The sequence below is a fragment of the Candidatus Reidiella endopervernicosa genome (assembly GCF_013343005.1).
Taxonomy (GTDB): Bacteria; Pseudomonadota; Gammaproteobacteria.
Genome location: NZ_CP054491.1, coordinates 2,223,123 through 2,241,166, shown reverse-complemented (window position 1 = coordinate 2,241,166; position 18,044 = coordinate 2,223,123). Strand labels below are relative to the sequence as shown.

General features: G+C 53.5%; 17 protein-coding genes. 13 read left to right on the top strand and 4 right to left on the bottom strand.

All coding sequences use genetic code 11. The features are described 5' to 3' along the window. Positions 1-2 precede the first annotated feature (2 nt). From HUE57_RS19190 to lolD, 3 genes are all read left to right on the top strand, one after another. Positions 3-1,232, top strand: coding sequence for a GspE/PulE family protein (locus tag HUE57_RS19190; RefSeq protein WP_320416242.1), 1,230 nt, complete (start codon positions 3-5; stop codon positions 1,230-1,232). Positions 1,233-1,333: 101 nt separating this feature from the next. Then, complete coding sequence (locus tag HUE57_RS12405) at positions 1,334-2,581, top strand: lipoprotein-releasing ABC transporter permease subunit (protein WP_078482336.1); 1,248 nt, start codon at positions 1,334-1,336, stop codon at positions 2,579-2,581. Next, complete coding sequence (gene lolD / locus HUE57_RS12400) at positions 2,574-3,257, top strand: lipoprotein-releasing ABC transporter ATP-binding protein LolD (protein ID WP_078482337.1); 684 nt, start codon at positions 2,574-2,576, stop codon at positions 3,255-3,257. Before HUE57_RS12405 ends, lolD begins: the two co-directional genes overlap by 8 nt. Here lolD and HUE57_RS12395 read toward each other — a convergent pair. Further along, on the bottom strand, positions 3,254-3,784 hold the full coding sequence (locus tag HUE57_RS12395; RefSeq protein WP_078482338.1) for a DUF2062 domain-containing protein: 531 nt from the start codon (positions 3,782-3,784) through the stop codon (positions 3,254-3,256). The genes lolD and HUE57_RS12395 overlap by 4 nt on opposite strands. Before the next feature lie 79 nt (positions 3,785-3,863). On the opposite strand from HUE57_RS12395, the gene HUE57_RS12390 reads away from it, so the two are divergent. The 9 genes from HUE57_RS12390 (at position 3,864) to HUE57_RS12350 (ending at position 12,299) form a co-directional block, all read left to right on the top strand. Then, on the top strand, positions 3,864-6,149 hold the full coding sequence (locus HUE57_RS12390; RefSeq protein ID WP_172840064.1) for a DNA internalization-related competence protein ComEC/Rec2: 2,286 nt from the start codon (positions 3,864-3,866) through the stop codon (positions 6,147-6,149). Between the two features lie 82 nt (positions 6,150-6,231). After that, positions 6,232-6,861, top strand: a complete 630-nt coding sequence (locus tag HUE57_RS12385; RefSeq protein ID WP_078482340.1) for a MotA/TolQ/ExbB proton channel family protein — start codon at positions 6,232-6,234, stop codon at positions 6,859-6,861. Next, positions 6,858-7,277: an ExbD/TolR family protein gene (locus HUE57_RS12380; protein WP_078482341.1), complete on the top strand. Its 420-nt coding sequence runs from the start codon at positions 6,858-6,860 to the stop codon at positions 7,275-7,277. Before HUE57_RS12385 ends, HUE57_RS12380 begins: the two co-directional genes overlap by 4 nt. 9 nt (positions 7,278-7,286) lie before the next feature. Then, positions 7,287-9,065 carry a lipid A export permease/ATP-binding protein MsbA gene (gene msbA, locus HUE57_RS12375; protein WP_078482342.1) on the top strand — a complete coding sequence of 593 codons (1,779 nt, stop codon included), beginning with the start codon at positions 7,287-7,289 and terminating at the stop codon, positions 9,063-9,065. Between the two features lie 20 nt (positions 9,066-9,085). Then, entirely contained in the window at positions 9,086-10,069 is a 984-nt protein-coding gene (gene lpxK / locus HUE57_RS12370) for a tetraacyldisaccharide 4'-kinase (protein ID WP_135621928.1), read from the top strand. 11 nt (positions 10,070-10,080) lie between these two features. Continuing rightward, complete coding sequence (locus HUE57_RS12365) at positions 10,081-10,263, top strand: Trm112 family protein (RefSeq protein ID WP_078482344.1); 183 nt, start codon at positions 10,081-10,083, stop codon at positions 10,261-10,263. Then, positions 10,260-11,021 (top strand): 3-deoxy-manno-octulosonate cytidylyltransferase, encoded by a 762-nt coding sequence (kdsB, locus tag HUE57_RS12360; protein WP_078482345.1) that lies wholly within the window; start codon positions 10,260-10,262, stop codon positions 11,019-11,021. Before HUE57_RS12365 ends, kdsB begins: the two co-directional genes overlap by 4 nt. Positions 11,022-11,099: 78 nt before the next feature. Next, entirely contained in the window at positions 11,100-11,390 is a 291-nt protein-coding gene (locus tag HUE57_RS12355) for an SET domain-containing protein (RefSeq protein ID WP_078482346.1), read from the top strand. A 630-nt stretch (positions 11,391-12,020) separates the two neighbouring features. Next, entirely contained in the window at positions 12,021-12,299 is a 279-nt protein-coding gene (locus tag HUE57_RS12350; RefSeq protein WP_174673298.1) for a hypothetical protein, read from the top strand. Between the two features lie 698 nt (positions 12,300-12,997). Here HUE57_RS12350 and HUE57_RS12345 read toward each other — a convergent pair. Further along, complete coding sequence (locus HUE57_RS12345; protein WP_174673297.1) at positions 12,998-14,611, bottom strand: HD family phosphohydrolase; 1,614 nt, start codon at positions 14,609-14,611, stop codon at positions 12,998-13,000. Between the two features lie 267 nt (positions 14,612-14,878). Here HUE57_RS12345 and HUE57_RS12340 point away from each other — a divergent pair, with 267 nt between their 5' ends. Next, complete coding sequence (locus HUE57_RS12340) at positions 14,879-15,766, top strand: LabA-like NYN domain-containing protein (protein ID WP_078485088.1); 888 nt, start codon at positions 14,879-14,881, stop codon at positions 15,764-15,766. A gap of 43 nt (positions 15,767-15,809) precedes the next feature. On the opposite strand, the gene HUE57_RS12335 is transcribed toward HUE57_RS12340, so the two are convergent. Both HUE57_RS12335 and HUE57_RS12330 read right to left on the bottom strand, forming a co-directional pair. Further along, on the bottom strand, positions 15,810-17,567 hold the full coding sequence (locus HUE57_RS12335; RefSeq protein WP_174673296.1) for a response regulator: 1,758 nt from the start codon (positions 17,565-17,567) through the stop codon (positions 15,810-15,812). Beyond that, on the bottom strand, positions 17,533-18,042 hold the full coding sequence (locus HUE57_RS12330; protein ID WP_174673750.1) for a PAS domain-containing protein: 510 nt from the start codon (positions 18,040-18,042) through the stop codon (positions 17,533-17,535). Before HUE57_RS12330 ends, HUE57_RS12335 begins: the two co-directional genes overlap by 35 nt. Between the last annotated feature and the right edge of the window lie 2 nt (positions 18,043-18,044).

Genomic DNA, 18,044 nt, shown 5'->3' with positions numbered 1-18,044 from the left:
AATTGGTCGCCGAAGAGGCCTTCGATGCACTCGATGACAACGCTGCACCCGTTATTAAACTGGTCAACCAGATTATCGTTGATGCATACAACTCCGATGTCTCCGATATCCATATCGAACCGGGTAAGGGCGATGATGATGCCTCAGTCAGATACCGCGTCGATGGCATCTGCAACCTGCATCTCACGCTACCAGCCAACTACGTTCCTGCGATCGTCTCACGCATCAAGGTGATGTCGAGTCTCGATATCTCAGAGCGTCGTCTACCTCAGGATGGCAAGCTGAAGGTCAAAATCCGCGACAAGATGATTGAGCTGCGTATCGCCACACTACCCACCGTCAATGGTGAAGGGGTGGTAATGCGTATTTTGGCTGCCAGTGAACCGCTACCTATTTCGCGCCTCAATCTCAGTGAACGTAACCACGACAGGCTGATTGAGGGCGTCTCTCAGCCTCACGGAATCTTCCTGGTGGTCGGCCCGACCGGTTCGGGCAAAACCACCACGCTACATGCCGTACTCGGCCATCTGAACAAACCCGATCGTAAGATCTGGACCGCTGAGGATCCGGTCGAAATCACCCAGAAGGGGCTTAGCCAGGTTCAGGTGAAACCAAAAATCGGACTCACCTTCGCCGCAGCTCTGCGCTCATTCCTGCGTGCAGACCCGGATATCATCATGATCGGCGAAATGCGCGATGCCGAGACCGCCGAGGCGGGCATCGAGGCCTCTCTCACCGGCCACCTGGTGCTCTCAACCCTGCACACCAACTCAGCGCCCGAGACGATTACCCGACTGCTCGATATCGGCCTCAACGCAATCAACTTCTCCGATGCGCTCAATGGTGTGTTAGCGCAAAGACTGGTCAGAACGCTCTGTCCGAAGTGTAAAACCACCTCTGCAGCCACCGACGAAGAGTACAACCACCTGCAACTACTCTACGGAAAGGAGCAGTTCTCTGAGCTCGGTTACGAGCGCGAGGGGTTAGAACTCCACCGCGCAGTCGGCTGTAAAGCGTGTAGCAATACCGGCTATCGCGGTCGTACTGGTGTACACGAGTTGTTGATCGCATCGCCTGAGATCAAGGAGATGATCTATCACGGTGCCACCGCCTCAGAGATTCGTGATCGAGCGGTAGAGGAGGGAATGCGCACCCTGCTTCAAGACGGTGTCTGGAAGCTACTCAAGGGTGATACCGATTTGGAACAGTTAAAACGAATCGTCTCCGACTAATCGGGGCCTCACTCTAAACAGATAACAACAGAGAGCTTGCCCAGAGGGTGCCTTTAACGGCACTCTTACGGCACCTCAGGTAACTACGGTCCATTCATTTCATGTTTCATCCGCTGGAACTCTTCATCGGGCTGCGCTATATGCGCGCCAAACGACGCAATCAGCTGATCTCCTTCACCTCGTTCAGCTCGATGATCGGCATCGCGCTCGGTATTACCGCGTTGATCACCGTGCTCTCTGTCATGAACGGCTTCGAAAAGGAGCTGCGCGAGCGCATCCTCGGTATGGCCTCGCACGCCACCATCTCTGGTGTGCGTGGCAAACTGCACGGCTGGCAACCACTTGCCGAACGTGCAGCCGAGACCGAGCATGTGGTCGGTGTCGCCCCCTATATTCAGGCCGAAGGAATGTTGAGTTTCGGCCGTGAGGTCAATGGCGCCATTATTCGCGGAGTCGATCCAGACATTGAGTCTCAGGTCTCCGAGGTCTCCGAGAAGGTGAGTCAGGGAGAGTTCACCTCACTCCAGGCTGAAGGTTTTAACATCGTGCTCGGCAAGGAGCTCGCCTGGAGTCTGGGCGTCGGCATTGGCGATAAGCTCACGCTCGTCACTCCTCAGGCGAGTGTCACAGTAGCGGGCGTGATGCCCCGACTTAAACGCTTCACCGTCTCTGGTATCTTCGAAGTCGGTATGTATGAGTACGACCACGGCATGGCCTTTATCCATATCCGTGATGCCGCCAAGCTATTCCGTTTCGGCGAGGCGATCAGCGGTGTTCGGCTCAAGCTCGACGATATGTTTCTCGCACCCGCAACTTCGCGAGACCTGGCCGAGACGATGCCAGTCAGCGTGCGGGTAAGCGACTGGACCCGTCAGCACGCCAACTTCTTCCGTGCAGTGAAAACTGAGAAGACCGCCATGTTCATTATGTTGATGCTGATCATCGCCGTGGCCGCCTTCAATATCGTCTCCACTCTGGTGATGGTGGTTGCTGACAAACGCGCCGATATTGCCATCCTGCGTACCATCGGTGCATCACCCAGATCGATCATGGCGATCTTTATGGTCCAGGGCACACTGATCGGAGTGATCGGCACGGTGCTGGGCGTACTCGGTGGCGTCGCTCTAGCACTCAACGTACCCGATCTGGTCGCCTGGATTGAACGGCTACTCGAGATTGAGTTCCTCTCCGCTCAGGTCTACTACATCTCTTCAATGCCCTCCGATCTGCGCATCGATGATGTTACCCGCGTGGCAGTGGTCGCCTTCCTGCTCAGCGTGGTTGCAACCATCTATCCCGCCTGGCGTGCAGCCCGAACCCAGCCGGCGGAGGCGCTCCGTTATGAGTGATTTGGTACTCGAATCGAAGGGCGTCGCCAAGCAGTTCCAGGATGGCCGTCTGACCGTCGATGTGCTCAGCGCCGTTGACTTCACGGTCGATAAGGGTGAGCAGGTCGCGATCATCGGAGCCTCAGGATCAGGAAAAAGCACGCTGCTGCACCTTCTTGGTGGCCTCGATACCCCCAGCGCCGGTGAGGTGTGGGTGGCGGGTGAGAATCTCGCCACACTCAATGAACAGCAGCGCGGTAAGTTGAGAAACCGATCGCTCGGATTCATCTACCAGTTCCACCATCTTCTAGCCGAATTCACCGCACTGGAGAATGTGGCAATGCCACTACTCATTCGTGGCGAGAAGGGCGAGGTAGCGCTAAAAACCGCCTCTGCACTGCTTGATCGTGTTGGTCTGAGTCATCGAGAACTGCATAAACCGGGAGAGCTCTCAGGTGGTGAACGACAGCGTGCGGCAGTCGCCCGCGCTCTGGTAACCAATCCAGCCTGTGTGCTGGCCGATGAACCGACCGGCAACCTCGATAAACAGAATGCGGCACAGGTCTATGGGCTGATGCGCGAACTCAATGCCGATCTGGGCACCAGCCTGGTGGTGGTGACCCACGATCACGATCTGGCAGCAGAGATGGGACGGGTCTGTACCTTGGATAGCGGAGTGCTGCGGGACGGCCTCTAGGGCAGATGTTTGCTGTGGCGCTTGGCCCGTTTTCGTTGATAGTGACGCACAATATGCAGGCGCCATAGACCTCGGACAATAAAGTAGACGAGCAACGAGCAGATTGTTCCAACCAGCAGGCTACCGAGCAGTAGCGGCTCCCAGATCACACTCATCTCATGCATGAACCACTCGACCGAGAGTTCGATGTCGAAGTGCTCTGGCTCAATATTGAGCAACCACGCGCCCACCTTATAGGTGGTGTAGAACATCGGTGGAATAGTAATCGGATTGGTGATCCAGACCAGCGTCACCGATATCGGTAGATTAGTGCCCATCAGAACGGCCAGTACCGCAGCGAAAATCATCTGGAAAGGCAGAGGAATAAAGGCACAGAAGATCCCGACGGCAAATGCACCGGCGACTGAACGGCGATTAAGATGCCAAAGATTGGGATTATGGAGATGCTCACCAAGAAACTGTAAGCATTTGTGTTCACGGATCTTTTTGTGATCCGGCATATAGCGCTTTATCAGTTTTCTTGGCATGCTCAGCAGGGTCTGTTTACGGGTTCACCATCAGGATCGATGGTCAAACTATTATGCACATTTTCATGGATGGAAAAATATGTTTTCAGGGACGATTGCCTTTTTATTTGGCGTAGTTGCGTTAAATCAACTTCCAGTGCTGCCCGAACCCGATGGGTTACAGCTACTTCTTCTGCCATTTCTGCCAATTGCACTCCGATACCGTTCTAGTCGTCTGCTCGCAATTCTAATCATTGGCTTTGGCTACGCCGCCCTGCGTGCCCATCTGCTGATAGCCAGCGAATTGCCCATCTCATTCGAAGGCCGTGGTCTCACTATTGAGGGGCATATCGTCTCTATCCCTGAGGGTGATAGCGCACAACGATTCATGTTCGAGATCGAACGGGGATATAGCGACGATCAGATCTATACAGGTCCAAAACGAGTGCGTCTTAGCTGGTATCGAAGCCCACAACTGCTACAGGTGGGTGAACGGTGGCAGCTCCGCATCAAACTGAAACGCCCTCACAGCTATATGAACCCTGGCGGCTTCGACTATGAACGGTGGTTGCTGCAGAAGCGGATTCGCGCAACAGGTTATGTGAAGCAGAGCCACGATAACCGGCGTCTTGAGCGAGGAAATGGCTGGCAGATCGATTCACTGCGTCAGCAGGTAAAAACACGTCTGACAGAACTACTCGGTGATCATTCTCAGCGAACCATTCTGATCGCACTTGCCATCGGAGAGCGTGATGGCATTAGTGACGCGCAGTGGCAACGTTTTCGCGATACCGGCACCAGTCATTTGATGGCGATTTCAGGACTCCATATCGGACTGGTTGCCGGGTTTGTCTATTTGCTGGGGCGCTGGTTTTGGAGCCGTTCAGAACGGTTAATGCTCCGATGGCCAGCGCAGCGGGCGGCCGCCGTAGCCGCACTACTCGGTGCCATTTTTTACGCTGCTCTTGCCGGATTCTCGATTCCGACGATTCGTGCACTGATTATGGTCTCGGTGCTGATGAGTGGAATCGTTCTGGGGCGCCATATTCCCTCGATGCGGGCACTCGCCACAGCGATGGTGGCGGTACTGCTATTTGATCCCTTTGCCGTCCTCAGTCCCGGTTTCTGGCTCTCTTTTGGTGCCGTGGCGACGATCCTCTACGTCTCGAACCACCGTATTGCGACGGCTGGACTCTGGTGGCGTTGGGGACGTATTCATCTGCTGATCACCATCGGTCTTACGCCGCTCATGCTACTCCTGTTTCAACAGCTCTCGTTGATCGCTCCCCTGGCCAACTTCATCGCCGTCCCCTGGGTCAGCCTGCTAGTTCTGCCCACCAACCTGCTCGGAACGCTCCTATCTGGCCCACTACCTGGTGTCGCAACACTACTATTGCAGTTGAGTACTGCCATGATGGATGGACTCTGGTGGGTACTGGGAGGAATGGCTGAGCTACCCGGAGTCAGCCTGACAGTAACTCCCCTGTGGTGGACGCCTATTCCCGCTATCCTGGGTGTAATCGTCCTACTCGCACCACGAGGGTTTCCAGCACGCTGGTTGGGACTACTGTTAATACTACCGCTACTACTCAACCGTCCATCACCACCCGCTATGGGTGAGGCTCGTTTTTCACTACTGGATGTTGGGCAGGGACTGGCCTCGGTCATTCAGACCCACTCTCACGCACTCGTTTTCGATACGGGGCCAAAATACCGAAGCGGTTTTAATACCGGCGATGCCGTCGTCGTTCCCTATCTCCGTAAACAGGGCGTCAGCGCCGTTGATCGGATGATTATCAGCCACGGTGATCTCGACCATATTGGCGGCGCCGTGGCAGTTGCCGAAGCGATCCCCGTTGACCGTATTGAGAGCAGCGTTCCTGAGCAGTTAAAAGATCTGGTGGCGCAGAGCTGTACCGCACCGCAAATATGGAGATGGGACGGTGTGCTGTTTGAGTTGATTCACCCCACCACACCCCTAAGCGGCGATGAGAACAACAGTTCCTGCGTGCTACGTGTATCAGTAGGCGACCATGCAATCCTGTTAACCGGCGATATCGAGGCTGAGGCAGAACAGCAACTCGTTGAGCGTCTGGGTAACGATCTTGCTGCTGATCTACTCATCGCTCCGCACCACGGTAGCCTCACCTCATCGACAGAGCGATTTATCGATACCGTCTCACCGCAGCAGGTGCTCTATCCAGTGGGCTACCGCAATCGTTACCGTTTCCCCCATCCAACCGTTCAGGCCCGTTATGCACAACGCGGTATCCTGCAGTACGACACCGCCAGCGGTGGGGCACTCTCAACAACACTCAGCAGTCATGGAGTAGGGCCTCTGCAACAGTACCGCAGGCTTGCCCGCAGGTACTGGCACCACGACTAAAACGGCTACGCAGCGGGGACTAAATCAAGTATCATTCTGGGAGTTTTGCAACCTAATTCTAATAATTCCGGAGGGAGTAGGCGTGTTTGAGATTATCAAAGCGGGTGGCTGGGTTATGTGGCCCATCATCATCTGTTCTGTAGTGGCACTAGCCATCATCGCCGAGCGTTTCTGGACCCTGCAACGCAACCGGGTAATGCCCAAACATCTGGTTGCCCAGCTCTACGCCTCCGTCAGACAGGGTCCGATGGCCCCCGATCAGATCCAGACCCTGCGTCAGGGCTCGGCACTGGGTCGTATCCTCGCCGCCGGACTGACCAATATGAACCACTCGCGCGAGGTGATGAAAGAGGGCATCGAGGACACCGGTCGCCACGTGGTCCATGAGCTCGAACGTTTTATCAACACCCTTGGCACCATCGCTGCGATCACTCCGCTGCTGGGCCTGCTCGGCACCGTCATCGGCATGATCAAGGTCTTCGCCGCCATCACCTCGCAGGGACTCGGTAATCCGACCGCACTGGCCGGTGGTATCTCCGAGGCGCTGATCACCACCGCCACCGGCCTCTGTGTCGCCATTCCCAGTCTGATGTTCTACCGCTTCTTCCGTGGTCGTATCGATGAGCTGGTCATCGGTATGGAGCAGGAGGCGATGAAGATGGTTGAGGTGATGCACGGCGAGCGCGAACCGGATAGCGAGGAGGCGGCGTGAACCTGAGGGGAAAACAGCGCGAGGAGCCCGATGTCAATCTGACACCGCTGATCGACGTCGTCTTCCTGATGTTGATCTTCTTTATGGTCTCCACCACCTTTAATCGCGAGGCGGAGCTGAGTATTGAACTTCCCTCTGCCAGCAGCGAACCGACCGAGGCTGAAGAGGTAGAGAACATTGAGATCGTCATCGATGCCGAGGGGCGTTATTTCATTAACGAACAGGCGGTCATTAACAGCACCACTGAGACACTCGCCGCAGCACTACGCAAGGTCATCGGCAAACGCGATGGACTACCGTTGACCATCAGCGCCGATGCCAAGACTCCCCATCAGTCGGTTGTCACTGCTATGGACGCCGCCGGTCAGGTCGGTCTGGTACATATCTCCATTACCACCAAGAAAGACGCGGAGTAGTCGGTCGTTATGGCGAAGAAAACCGAGGTAGAGTCGGATGATGCTATCCAGGTCTACCGACGTCTGCTTGGTTACGCAATGCCTGAGTGGAAGATCTTTCTGCTCTCAACCGTGGCGATGGCGATCTACGCGCTGACCGATACCGGCTTTGCCGCGCTGATGAAACCGATGCTCGACGGCAGCTTTGTCGAGAAGGATCCCGATACAATCCGTCTGGTGCCACTGTTATTGATTGCTCTCTTTCTCGCTCGCGGTGTTTTCGGTTTTATCAGCAGCTACAGCATGAGCTGGATCGGCCGCAAGGTGGTCTACACGCTGCGCAAGCAGGTCTTTAACCATCTTCTCAACCTCCCGAGTCGTTTTTACGACCAGCACTCCACCGGTGAACTACTCTCACGCCTCACCTACAACACCGAGCAGGTGGCCGGTGCCAGCACCAATGCCGTCACCATTATCATCCGTGATTCGCTGACCATCCTCGGTCTACTCGCCTGGATGTTCTACCTGAATGCGCTGTTGTCACTGATCTTCCTCACCCTGGGGCCAGTAATCGTCTTGTTGGCGCGTGTTATGAGCAAACGCTTCCGCTACATCAGCAAGAGCATCCAGAACTCGATGCAGGATGTCACCAATCAGGCACAGGAGGCGATCAGCTCCCAGCGTGTGGTGAAAATCTTCGGTGGTCACGAATACGAAGCAGCCCATTTTGAGAAGGCCAATAAACGAAATCGCCAGTTGGCAATGAAGATGGTTAGTGCCTCGATCATCAACGTACAGAGCGTTCAGCTGCTGGCAGCCTTTGCACTTTCAGTGATCGTCTACGTTGCCACACTCGATGGCATGTTGGACGACATCAGCGTCGGTACCTTTATGTCGTTCATGATCGCGATGATGATGCTCTTCTCACCAATCAAACGGCTCACCTCCGTTAACGCCACGGTACAGAAAGGAATCGCAGCCGCGCAGAATCTCTTCGCATTTATCGATGCACCGCTTGAGAATGATAGTGGCGATAAAACCCTGGCTCAGGCAAAGGGCGACATTACCTTCAGTAATATCGAGTTCGCCTATAGCAAACGCAAGGGACAGATTCTCAAAGGGATCGATCTGCAGGTTGAGGCTGGCAAGACAGTCGCCTTTGTTGGCCGCTCCGGTAGCGGCAAGACCACACTGGTGAATCTGCTGCCCCGTTTCTATGAACTTAATAGTGGCTCGATTACAGTCGACGGTGTCGATATCTCTGAGTACAAGCTCTCCGAACTGCGTAGACAGATCGCACTGGTTGGCCAGGAGGTCACCCTGTTCAACGACACCATCGGTAATAACATCGCCTACGGTGCACTCGGCGATACCACCGCCGAGACTATTCGCGAGGCGGCAATCGCGGCGCATGCGTTGGAGTTTATCGAAGCGCTACCCGATGGTTTTGACACCCTGGTCGGCGAGAAGGGGATCATGCTCTCCGGTGGTCAGCGCCAGCGTATCGCTATCGCCAGGGCACTGCTTAAAGATGCACCGATTCTGATCCTCGATGAGGCGACTTCGGCCCTCGATTCCGAGTCGGAGCTGCACATCCAGGCAGCCCTTGAGACCTTGATGGAAAATCGAACCACACTGGTCATTGCCCACCGCCTCTCAACCATCGAGAGTGCCGACAGGATCATCGTGCTGCGTGAGGGAGAGATCGCAGAGAGTGGAAATCACGACGAATTGATCGCTCAAGAGGGTATCTACGCCGCACTCCATAGCCGTCAATTTAGTGAAGAGTCCGAGGCCGTCGAGGCGTAAGCCAGCGGCTTGCACACATTTTGAAGCGTCTAGATCACTACTGGTATAGCAATAACGCCATCTCGATCGCTCTGCTGCCACTCTCCTGGCTCTTCTGCCTCATCGTTGCAATCCGCCGCTTCGCCTATCGGACCAACCTGTTACGCACAACGCAGATCGGCGTGCCGGTTGTTGTCGTTGGTAATATCAGTGTCGGCGGCACGGGTAAGACACCACTGGTGGCTGAGATTGTCCGACAGCTCAAAGAGCGGGGGTTTCGTCCTGGTGTGATCAGTCGCGGCTATGGTGGCAATGCCTCTAGCTGGCCGCAGCAGGTAAGGGCCGATAGCGATCCACGCATGGTCGGAGATGAACCCCTGCTGCTGGCCCGTCGCTGCCAGGTACCGATAGCCGTGGGACCGAATCGTGTCGCCGCCGCCGAGGCGCTGCTCAAACACACCGATACCAATATCATCGTCTCCGATGACGGTATGCAGCACTACGCACTGCATCGTGATATCGAGATCGCCGTGGTTGATGGCGTGCGTCGTCTTGGCAACCAACGCTGTCTGCCCGCAGGGCCACTGCGTGAACGAGCCCCCCGTTTGGAGCAGGTCGATCTGGTCGTTGCCAATGGAGGAGGGGTGCGCGGTGAGTTCGCCATGCGCCTTATCGGTAATACGTTGGTCGCTGTCGATGGGAGGAATGGGGAACGTGCGCTTGAGAGCTTTAAGGGTGTCAAGGTACATGCGGTTGCGGCGATTGGTGATCCGCAACGCTTCTTCAATCTGCTACGACGTCATGGCGTCGAACTCATTGAACACCCGTTTCCTGATCACCACCCATTTAGTGCCGAAGATATCGCCTTTAACGACAACCTACCGGTTCTGATGACCGAGAAAGACGCCGTAAAATGTCGTCCCTATGCAGCAGCCAACCACTGGTATCTGCCCGTTAGCGCCGAACTGAATGACTCTTTTCACCATCGTCTGATGCGTCTACTACCATCAGACAACGACAAGTAGAGGATAGAAAGATGGATAAAAAACTGCTCGAGATTCTCGCCTGCCCGATCTGTAAAGGCCCATTACTCTATAGAAAGAGCGAGCAGGAACTGGTCTGCAAGGGAGATAGACTCGCCTATCCGATCCGCGATGACATCCCGGTAATGCTCGAAGAGGAGGCGCGCCGCCTCGCCGAGGATGAGGAGATCGAATGAGTTTTGTCATTGCCATCCCCGCTCGCTACGCATCGAGCCGACTACCGGGTAAACCACTGCTCGATATCGCGGGTAAGCCGATGATCGAACACGTCTACCAACGCGCAATGGAGAGCGGGGCCGATGAGGTGATCATCGCCACCGACGATGTGCGCATCAAACAGCGTGCCAAGGCGTTCGGCGCCAAGGTCTGCATGACCTCACCCGACCACCACTCTGGCACCGACCGCCTCGCCGAGGTCGCCGAGCAGATGGGGTGGGGTGATAATCAGATCGTCGTTAACCTGCAGGGAGACGAACCGCTGATGCCGAGCGAACCACTGCAGCAGGTGGCACACAATCTTGGGCAGGCGGGTGACGCCTCCATTGCGACCCTTGCAACACCCATTCACACTACCGCTGAACTGTTCGACCCACACGTCGTCAAGGTGGTATTAGACGCGAAGGGTTACGCGCTCTACTTCAGCCGCGCCCCGATCCCCTGGGACCGCGATGCCTTCGGCGTCACTACCGAAGAGCTGCCTGAGAATCGTATCCACTATCGTCATATCGGCCTCTACGCCTATCGAGTCGGCTTCCTCAATCGTTATGCCGCCAGCAACCCCTGTGAACTGGAGCAGACCGAATCGCTCGAACAACTGCGCGCACTCTGGTCGGGTGAACGAATCCACGTCGGTATCGTTGATGAGCCACCAGGGCATGGGGTCGATACCGAAGCGGACCTGCAGCGTGTAAATCAACTCCTGAGTAGTCAATAGCTTTAACACTGACTATTTGCATGGATAATTAATACCCGCTATAAGTTCACAAACATCAGCGACTTTATAGGTGATGCAATGTACTACCCAGAGAAAAGCAAGATACACGGCATGGGCCTGTTCGCCTCGCGCACGATCAAGGCGGGCGAAATCATCGGTAAACTGAAATGCAAACCAACCCAAAAAGATGGTCCCCATGTTTTATGGCTGGATGAGGGGAAGGCGGTCAAGGTCAGTTGCGATCTGCGTTACATCAACCACAGCGGTGAACCCAACGCCGCCTACTACAACGACCTCACCGTCGTCGCCCTGCGCGACATCGACGCCCACGAAGAGATCTTTCACGACTATGGGCAGGATTGGGAGTAGGGAGAGAGCTCTACACCGAAAAACCTAAAAAGGATCAAAGGAGATGATTCGAAAAATGAACAACACCCTTCATAATCCAGTCATTGCACACATGAAAGATCAGCTTTCTGGTGACAACCAAATTCCTCCTATTACCAACACTGCGCAAGCGGCCTAATATACTGTTAGCATCTGAAAGGAATCACGAGAATTGTTTGAGCACGAGGTTACGACGTTTACGCATTCGAAGAAACGCCACTAAATCGAGATGTCTTCATCGTCGATGGGGTCTACTTGGAAGAGTACGACCGCATGATGACCAAGTTCTTTGAAGGCGCTGATTATGAGTACATCGGATGCATAACCCCTGTTGCTGTTAGAAAGACCAATAGCAACTCATTGGATTTATCTTGGTATCCGAACACCTTCGACCGGTTTCATGGAGTTCCGATTCGATTACCGCGCAATCAATTCATTGCTTGTGTGGGTAGTTGGAAATCCGATGAAAACCACGCATTTTGTCAAAAGCGAATGGCTAGAACAAATTCATAGGTGCTCGTATTCCACGTTCGCAATGATTGATGCAATTGGAGTTAAAAGGCGCTAGAAGAAGGAACACTTACGCGCGATAAGCTTCTGGTTCTAAGAGAAATGATTGATCAACTTGCCCAAAAACACCCGAACATATCATTCATATCCTTTGCAGATAGCATATTGCTCAAGAGCAACTGGACAGTTAGGCAGCACGATGGGATCGAAATCAATTATGACTACGAACCCGAAGCCTTTATCCGTCTCGCGAAGGAACTAAACGAGATTTACCAAGAGTGTTTGGAGCTTAGAACGTATGCAGTTATTGCCCAAGGTGGAAATGAGTACTATGAAGACAATCTCCTCCATATTTCAGAGTCAAAAATCACATATCTCTGAATAGTCTCGGAATCCCTTTCGCTCAAATTTTGGAGATTGAGGCTACAGCGCGGAATGCGCTAAAAAGTGGAATACACAATCCAGCTGAACTCTACATGGATGAGTGGTATTACCACTCCCTCAAGCTTAAGTACGAGTTTGATAAGAACAACCAGCCTAGCAATGGCTATAGCTCAAAATGATTGAGGGGCGTTGTAAGTATTATTACGCTGAAATCGAAGTCATCCTAACAACTTGAAGGAAGGCGCCTGAATGCTAACAAATACATCCACCCGACCTTGAACATCACCCACCTCCGCGGCACATTATCTGTGCTCTATAGCACAAAACAAGTCCGCTACGGCGGTCGTCTTAGCAAAGCGTTAGATTTAGAATTACAATGAAGAAGCAACTACTGTTAGGAGCATTATTCAACGCACTATTTTTGGTCGTTTTGCGTTTATTTACGCTTTTGCTCTCAGGCCTTTAGTCGTTAATTATGATTGGGCTTCATTTGCTGGGGAGTTTTGGTTTTCCTGATTATGGCATTTGTTCTACCTATTGTGTTTTTATAAAGGAGCAAAGGCGATATGCATTGGGAGGTGTGCTTGGAATACTCGGATACCTTCTTATTAATTCACTGCTTATCGGCCTAAGTGGGCTTCAATAAATAAAAGTTAAAAATCTAATATAAAGGGGACGGGTGAACCTCCCCAGTTTTAGGGAGGTCCAAAACCTGCTTTACTACCGTACCCAGGAATTGCCGAGTGATTAACCTCATCAATCTGCTCCGGATCGAGATACTCATGTGCATATTTCAGATAGAGCTTCTGCTCGATAAAGAGATCAAGCAGGTCACCGTCTATCTCCCCATCTTTGCGCATAAACCCTAGAATCTTCATCGTCTCCGAGAGCTGTTTTGCCGGTTTGTAGGGGCGTTTGTTAGTTAGCGCCTCGAAGATATCGGCGATCGCCATAATGCGTGCCTGAATCGGTAGTTGATCACCTGAAAGACCTCTGGGATAGCCGCTGCCATTGATCTTCTCGTGGTGGGCACCCGCATAGAGCGGCACCTGCTCGAGATGTTTAGGGAAGGGGATCGACTCCAGCATCGAGATGGTCAGTGAGACGTGTTTGTTGATGACATCCCGCTCTTCGGGTGTCAGTGTCCCTTTCGCGATGGTCAGGTTGTAGAGCTCACGCTCATCGAGCAGTGGGCGTTGCTCTCCGTTGATAATCAGCTCACGTTTGCCGATCTCTCGCACACGCGCCTGATCCTCATCCGTCATGAACTCACCGCCGATATTAGCCCGTTCGATGAACTGCTGCTCATCATCAAGTTCAGCCAATCGTTGTTGATAGTCGCTATCGATCTGATCGGCTGATTCTCCACCCTTAGCAAGTTGACGCAGGCGCTTTATCTCCAGATCGCGACGCAATATTTCAAAGCGACAACCCACCTCATGAATGGCATCGTGGATCGTCTCCAGCTTTGTCCGCTTGTCGACGACATACTCAGGCGTAGAGACCTTACCGCAGTCGTGCAGCCAAGCCGCCGTCTCCAGCTCATGGATATCGGCATCGGTCATTTTGAAATCTTTCAGCGGTCCGGAGGTTGTGGAACTGGCCGCTTTGGCCAACATCATGGTGATGACCGGAACCCGGCGACTGTGGTTACCCGTATGAGGAGACTTCTTATCGATCGCCTTCGCCAACATACGGATCAATGCGACAAACATCTGCTCAAGGCTATCGATCAGTTGACGATTGGTCAGTGCAATCGCCGCCTGCGAGGCAATCGCCTCGGTTAGCTGCTGTAACTCGGAAGAGAAGGGGATGATCTCGTCGTTCTCTTCATCCTGGGCATTAATTAGCTGCAATACACCGATAATTTTTGATTCGTGGTTCTTCATCGGTACGGTGAGAAATGACCTGGAACGGTAACCCGTCTTCTGGTCGAATTCGCGGGTACCGGAAAAATCGAAGCCCTTGGTCTCATAGGCATCGGCAATATTGACCGTGCTGTCATTGAGAACCGAGTAGGTCACCACCATGTGTTCAAGCGGATTACCATCCGGGTCGTACATAGGAATCGGCTCGAAGGGGATCTCGGTACCCGTCGTACCACCCATGGCGAAATCGAGAGAATCGGTTCGCACGATCTCCATCTTCAGAGTCTGATCGTCCTGAACGGTGTAGATCGTTCCCCCATCGGCATTGGTGATCGCCTTGGCACCGACCAGAATCATCTCTAGTAGACGTGGCAGGTCCTTCTCCGCCGAGAGAGCGACGCCGATCTTAATCAGGTTGTTGATTCGGTCGAGTATCTGCATATGAGGCTATTCTATTAATTCTCACTGAAAAGCGTTAGGTAGAAGATAGCTGATCCTCCGCTGTTAGCACAAAACATCATGTGAAAACGCTGATTCATAGTGAATCAGGATGATATGAGATCAAAAAACGTTCAGTGTAATGCGCGAATCGGAGTGAATAGCAGGGCCAAAGCGTTATAATGGCAGCGTTTTACATACGTGGCTCCACAAGCCACCTCGCCAATCCCAGCGCATTACCGAATACTCGTCAAACCAATAAGGACACTCATGAAAATTGGGATCTATGTTGATGCAGAGAATGTCAGGCTAAATGGTGGCTACTCCATGCGTTACGACGTGTTGAGAGAGTTTGCCCGACGCACAGGCGGTGATGTACTGCGCATGAATACCTACATGGCCTACGACGAGGAGCGTGCGCGCGAAGATCAGCACTATCGGAACAAGCAGTCCGATTACCAGCAGGCGCTTCGCAACAACGGCTGGAAGGTAATCACAAAAAAGGTCAAGCGTTATACCGACGAGGAGGGCAATGTCTCGGTCAAGGCCAACGCCGATCTCGATCTGGCGGTCGACATTCTTCGCCAGGGCGAGCATCTCGACTACATTCTGCTAGTTACCGGTGACGGGGACTTTTCCCGAGTAGTTAGCGCACTGCAGGACTACGGTTGCCGGGTCGAAATTTTGGCCTTTAAGAACATCTCCAACCAGCTACGCCAACAGGCTGATAGTTATCACAACGGCTACCTGATACCCAACCTGCTGCCGATGACCGATGCTCGGAGCGGTAACAACCAATGGGGTAAAACAAACCACAAAGTCAGAGGCATCGCTTCAAAGTGGATTGATGATAAGGCCTTCGGCTTCCTTCTCTACCTCGTTCCCAATGGGGGAGACCTGCTCAACACTAACTACAACGATGAGGCCTCTCCCTATCGAAGCGCCTTTGTTCATCTCAACGAGCTGACAGAGGGGACCTACGCCAACATGATGAGCAATCGTGACAATATTTTTGAATTCACCCTCTCAGAAAAAACACAGGATGGTGAGAAGAAAGGTTATGCCGCAGATGTAACCATCGTCGCGGGACCGGGTGCACCCACGACCGAGTACAGCGGTAACGGCACAGCCAAACAAAAGACGGTCAGCTACAAATAGGTATCAATCTGTTAGGAGATATTGGTTGTGCCCTGAGCAGGGACTATTGCCCACTGTCACCGCTCCTCAATTCAGGGTGTTCCCGGCATACCTGCTCTACCGTTACCAATGCCTTCTGGTACTCGAAACTATCGATCTGTTTCTCAAGTGTCTTGCCCAGCGAACCGAGGGCGTTCTTAAGCAGACCGGCATTCGCCTCGAAGAGTATGTTGGCATCGGCATCCGACATTGCTAGTAGAGGTTTAAAATCGCTCAGAAGATGTTTAACGGCCATCCAATCAACCTCGGCCGAGAAGGGCTGAGAGGTCTCCTCAGGGAGGCAGGCAAGGATGGCCTCAGCCAATAGCTGCATTTTGCTCTCTAATAGAGTGGTTAGACGCTCAATCTCAACGCTCTCACTCCCTTCTTTAATCGCTGTTTCCAACTCCTTAGCGTGTTGCTGCACCTCTGTTGCCCCCAGGGTTCCCGCTACCCCCCTCAATGAATGGGCAAGCCGCCGAGCCTCCTGATTCTCTTCCTTCGCAATATGTTCTCGCAGTCGAGCCATATCGTCACCGTGCTCAATAGCGAAACGCCGCAAGAAACCTAAATAGGATGGCTGGTTGCCGAGCAGAGCAGTCAGACCGACAGAGGTATCCAGTCCTGCAATGGTGGGTAGATTAGTATCGGGTGGTGATAAATCTTCTGACTCGGATATTGGATCAACGGCGGGAGTCTCCTTACTATTACTGGTCAGATTTGAGTTTGATTCGGCTGACATTTCACTCTGCTGCAACCAGTTAAGCAGGGTGGAAAAGAGAACCTCCGGCTCCACCGGCTTGCTGACGAAATCGTCCATACCCGCCAACTCACAATCATGACGATCGTCGTCGAAGGCGTTTGCCGTCATCGCCAGAATAGGGGGGATGCTCCCTTCCCGCAGGGCTCGAATCGCTCGTGTTGCCTCCAGACCATCCATCTCAGGCATTTGGATATCCATCAAGATCAGGTCGTATCTGTGGGTACGCGCCATCTCCAGTGCCTCGAGTCCGTTCTCTGCCGTGTCGACCTCCAGACCAACGCTATGCAGCAGCTCCAGAGCCACTTCTCGGTTGATGGCATTATCCTCAGCAAGCAACACTCGGGAGCCAGCATGGCGCAGATGCAATTGTGCCTCTGCGTTGTGCTCACGCCTATTCTCCGGGCTGGGCATGACCCCATGACCGCGCGCCAACCGTGCAGTAAGCCAGAACGTGCTGCCCTTTCCCGGTGTACTGTCGACACCAACCTCGCCACCCATCATTTCAGCCAGGCGCTGTGTGATCACTAGCCCGAGGCCGGTGCCGCCGTACTTGCGAGTGGTCGAAGCATCAGCCTGCTCGAAGACCTGGAATAGCTTGGTCAACTTGCTAGCGGCAATACCAATACCGCTGTCCTCGACCTCAAAACGTATAGTCAGCGTGTCACGCTCCTCTTCCAGCAGCTTGGCGCGCAGGGTGATATTGCCATGCTCGGTAAATTTAACGGCGTTGCCGGCGTAGTTGAGCAGGGCCTGGCGTAGCCGAGTGGGGTCGCCCCTCAACCAGACGGGCGCATCATCGCACTCCGCCACAACACTCAATCCCTTTGCCTCGGCTGAATCGCTAATCAGTGAGACGATGTTGTCAATAATCGCCGAGATGTGAAAATCGGTGCTCTCCAGTTGCAGACGACCGGCCTCAATCTTGGATATGTCGAGGATGTCATTGATGATGGAGGTAGATGCTGACCGGTGGAGTCGATCTTGTTCAGCTGCAGTAACTGTTTGGGCGTAGCCCCGCACGACGCAACAGGTGGGTAAGACCAATAATGGCATTCATCGGGGTACGGATTTCGTGACTCATATTGGCCAGGAAAGCACTCTTCGCCTGGGTGGCAGCCTCGGCCCGATCACGTGCCTCAACCAGTTCGGCGGTACGTTGTTTAACCAGATCCTCGAGATGATGGCGATGGCTATCGAGCTCCTCTGCAAGCTGCACCTTCTCTGTGATGTCCTCCTTGGTCGCCAGATAGTGGCTGATCTGACCATCGGCCTGTCGAATCGGTGAAATGTGCGCCAATTCGATATATTCCGAACCATCCTTGCGCCTATTGTTGAGTTCACCTTTCCAGGATAGGCCTTGATTCAGCGCGTCCCAAAGCTCCATATAGGTAGTGTTGGGCGTTTTACCAGACTGCAGCATTCTCGGGTTCTGACCGATCACCTCGTCACGGCTATAGCCGGTTGATTGCAGGAATGTCTCGTTAACAAATTCCATAT

What these genes read in the sequence shown, in the direction of transcription:
- HUE57_RS12405 (WP_078482336.1), top strand. Translation starts at nt 1,334, where the DNA reads ATGTTTCATCCGCTGGAACTCTTCATCGGGCTGCGCTATATGCGCGCC.
- lolD (WP_078482337.1), top strand. Translation starts at nt 2,574, where the DNA reads ATGAGTGATTTGGTACTCGAATCGAAGGGCGTCGCCAAGCAGTTCCAG.
- HUE57_RS12395 (WP_078482338.1), bottom strand. Translation starts at nt 3,784, where the DNA reads ATGCCAAGAAAACTGATAAAGCGCTATATGCCGGATCACAAAAAGATC.
- HUE57_RS12390 (WP_172840064.1), top strand. Translation starts at nt 3,864, where the DNA reads ATGTTTTCAGGGACGATTGCCTTTTTATTTGGCGTAGTTGCGTTAAAT.
- msbA (WP_078482342.1), top strand. Translation starts at nt 7,287, where the DNA reads ATGGCGAAGAAAACCGAGGTAGAGTCGGATGATGCTATCCAGGTCTAC.
- HUE57_RS12365 (WP_078482344.1), top strand. Translation starts at nt 10,081, where the DNA reads ATGGATAAAAAACTGCTCGAGATTCTCGCCTGCCCGATCTGTAAAGGC.
- kdsB (WP_078482345.1), top strand. Translation starts at nt 10,260, where the DNA reads ATGAGTTTTGTCATTGCCATCCCCGCTCGCTACGCATCGAGCCGACTA.
- HUE57_RS12355 (WP_078482346.1), top strand. Translation starts at nt 11,100, where the DNA reads ATGTACTACCCAGAGAAAAGCAAGATACACGGCATGGGCCTGTTCGCC.
- HUE57_RS12350 (WP_174673298.1), top strand. Translation starts at nt 12,021, where the DNA reads ATGATTGATCAACTTGCCCAAAAACACCCGAACATATCATTCATATCC.
- HUE57_RS12345 (WP_174673297.1), bottom strand. Translation starts at nt 14,611, where the DNA reads ATGCAGATACTCGACCGAATCAACAACCTGATTAAGATCGGCGTCGCT.
- HUE57_RS12340 (WP_078485088.1), top strand. Translation starts at nt 14,879, where the DNA reads ATGAAAATTGGGATCTATGTTGATGCAGAGAATGTCAGGCTAAATGGT.
- HUE57_RS12330 (WP_174673750.1), bottom strand. Translation starts at nt 18,042, where the DNA reads ATGGAATTTGTTAACGAGACATTCCTGCAATCAACCGGCTATAGCCGT.